General features: G+C 73.0%; 2 protein-coding genes. Both read left to right on the top strand.

The genetic code is table 11. The features are described from left to right. The first annotated feature begins 167 nt into the window (after positions 1-167). Positions 168-764 (top strand): hypothetical protein, encoded by a 597-nt coding sequence (locus tag DY240_RS23460; RefSeq protein ID WP_147375477.1) that lies wholly within the window; start codon positions 168-170, stop codon positions 762-764. Between the two features lie 55 nt (positions 765-819). Beyond that, on the top strand, positions 820-3216 hold a 2397-nt coding region (locus DY240_RS23455; protein ID WP_147375476.1), incomplete at its 3' end, for a DNA gyrase/topoisomerase IV subunit A.

Raw genomic sequence — 3216 nt, 5'->3', positions numbered from 1 at the left:
GACGTCATCCACCGCGAACTCCGCCACGACTTCCCACCCGCGACCTGCCAACAACCAGCAGCTTGACATAGAAGCGTCAACGGCGACGCGCCGGGGACGCCCCTGGTTCGAGCGTGGCGCGCCGCCGAGCCTGGTCCGCGGACCCGCCGGCACCTATGATGCTGGCCGTGCCCGGACCCCTGCCCGGAGCCGCGCTCGTGCTGCGGCCGTCGCTGCGCCGCTACGTGAACACCGTCAAGTGGTCGCTGCTGCCGATCGTCGTGCTGCTGGCGGCGCTGCTGGTCCGCGGCGGCGCGTTCGGCGTCGTCGTGTCGCTCACCGTCATCGCGCTGGCGTCGAGCATCGGGCCGGCCTGGTTCCGGCGCGCCACCATCACCGTCACGCCGTCGGAGCTCGCCGTCACCGGGCTGCTGCGCACCCGCCGCGTCCCGCGCGACGCCGTCGGGTCGATCGTCACCGCGGCGCTCCCCCGCACCCACAAGAACAGCCGCAGCCTCGCCCACCTGTACGTCCTGGACCGAGGCGGCCGGCGCATCGCCCGCATGAAGGGCAGCCGCTGGGTCGAGGACGACATGCGCCGGCTCATCGCCGCCCTCGGCGTCGAGACCCACAAGCTCGGCCGGCTGTCCTCGCCGCGCGCGCTCGCCCGGCGCTACCCGCACGCCGTCCCCCTCGTCGAGCGCTACCCCGTCCTCGCCGGCGCCCTCGTCGTCGTGCCCTCGCTGGCCGCGATCTTCGCGCTGTCGCTCGAGTTCTCGTCCTGACCTGCGCGCGGGTCGCTGCACGGCGGAGGCGCCCGGCAGGGTGACAATGGTCGGCATGGCACGCCGGACCACGACACCCCCGCCCGAGGACTTCGACGAGGTCATCCTCGACGTCGACGTCTCGGAGGAGATGCGGGGCAGCTTCCTCGAGTACGCCTACTCCGTCATCTACTCCCGCGCCATCCCGGACGCCCGCGACGGGCTGAAGCCGGTGCAGCGCCGGATCCTGTTCCAGATGAACGAGATGGGCCTGCGCCCCGACCGCCCGCACGTCAAGTGCGGCCGCGTGGTCGGCGACGTCATGGGCAAGCTGCACCCGCACGGCGACGGCGCCATCTACGACACGCTGGTGCGCATGGCGCAGCCGTGGGCCATGCGCGTCCCGCTGGTCGACGGGCACGGCAACTTCGGCTCGCTCGACGCCGGCCCGGCCGCCTACCGGTACACCGAGTGCCGCATGAGCGAGCCGGCCATGCTGCTGGTCCAGTCGCTCGACGAGAACGTCGTCGACATGGTGCCGAACTACGACGGCCAGTTCGAGCAGCCCGAGGTGCTTCCGGCGGCGTTCCCGAACCTGCTGGTCAACGGCGCCACCGGCATCGCCGTCGGCATGGCGACGAACATGGCGCCGCACAACCTCGGCGAGGTCATCGACGCCACCCGGCACCTGCTGGCCAACCCGGACGCGTCGCTGGACGATCTCATGCGGTTCGTCCCGGGCCCCGACCTTCCCAGCGGCGGGCGGATCATCGGGCTCGACGGCGTCCGCGAGGCCTACGAGACCGGCCGCGGCGCGTTCAAGACCCGTGCGACCGCCCGCATCGAGAACATCACCGCCCGGCGCAAGGGCATCGTCGTCACCGAGCTGCCGTACATGGTCGGCCCCGAGCGGGTCCGCGAGCGCATCGTCGAGCTGGTCCGCAACAAGAAGCTGCAGGGCGTCGCCGACGTCGTCGACTACACCGACCGCAACACCGCGCTGCGCCTCGTCATCGAGCTGAAGAGCGGGTTCGTGCCCGAGGCGGTGCTGGAGGAGCTGTACCGCCTCACGCCGCTCGAGGACTCCTTCTCGATCAACAACGTCGCGCTGGTCGACGGGCAGCCGCGGACGCTGGGCCTCAAGGAACTGCTCGAGGTCTTCATCGCGCACCGGCTCGACGTCGTGCGGCGGCGCAGCGAGTTCCGGCGCACCAAGGCCGCCGACCGCCTGCACCTCGTCGACGGCCTGATGATCGCGCTGCTCGACATCGACGAGGTCATCGCGGTGATCCGGTCCTCCGACGACGCGTCGGCGGCGCGCGAGCGGTTGATGGCCGTCTTCGACCTGTCCGACATCCAGGCCCGGTACATCCTCGACACCCCGCTGCGCCGGCTCACCCGGTACGACCGGCTGGAGCTGGAGAAGGAGGGCGAGGACCTCCGCCGCACCATCGAGGAGCTGACGGCGCTGCTCGAGAACGAGTCGCTGCTGCGGCAGGCCGTGTCGGAGGAGCTGGCCGAGATCGCCGCCAAGCACGCGACGCCCCGGCGCACCGTCCTCCTGGAGGAGTCCGGTGCGGTCACCACGCGCGCCGGCGCCGCGTCGCTGGAGATCGCCGACGACCCCTGCCAGGTGCTGCTGTCGTCGTCCGGCCTGCTGGCCCGCACGGCCGGCGAGGAGCCGCTGGTCTACGGCGACAAGCGCTCCAAGCACGACGTCGTCGTGTCCGTCGCCGCGGCGACGGCGCGCGGCCAGGTCGGCGTCGTCACCTCGGCCGGCCGGGTGCTGCGGCTGTCCGTGCTCGACCTGCCGGCGCTGCCGCCGACGGCCGCGCTGAACCTGGCCGGGGGCGCCGCCTTGAAGGAGTTCATCGAGCTCGACGCCGGTGAGCGGGCGCTGGCGCTGACGACGTTCTCGCCGGACTCCCCCGGACTGGCGCTCGGCACCGAACGCGGCGTCGTCAAGCGGGTCGTCCCCGATCACCCCGGCAAGGACGCCTACGACGTCATCCGCCTCGACGACGGCGACCGCGTCGTCGGCGCCGTCGAGCTGCGCACCGGCGACGAGGACCTGGTGTTCATCACGACGGACGCGCAGCTGCTGCGCTTCTCGGCGTCGGCGGTCCGGCCGCAGGGACGGGCGGGCGGCGGCATCGCCGGCATCAAGCTCGGGGCCGGGGCGAAGGTGACGTTCTTCGGCGCGGTCGACGGCACGCGCGACGGTGCGGTCGTCACCGTCTCCGGCTCGTCGACGGCGCTGCCCGGCACCCAGCCGGGCGCGGTCAAGGTGACGCCCTATGCGGAGTACCCGGCGAAGGGCCGGGCGACGGGCGGCGTGCGCTGCCACCGGTTCCTCAAGGGCGAGGACACGCTGCTGCTGGCGTGGGCCGGTACGGCGCCGGCCCGCGCGGCGGCCGCGAGCGGGGTGCCGATCGAGCTGCCGGCCGCGGTCGGGCGCCGCGACGGCTCGGGC

Source organism: Jiangella rhizosphaerae, assembly GCF_003579925.1.
In the GTDB taxonomy this organism is placed as follows: domain Bacteria; phylum Actinomycetota; class Actinomycetes; order Jiangellales; family Jiangellaceae; genus Jiangella; species Jiangella rhizosphaerae.
The sequence above is the reverse complement of the archived record's forward strand: the minus strand, read 5'-3'. Positions and strand labels throughout refer to the sequence as shown.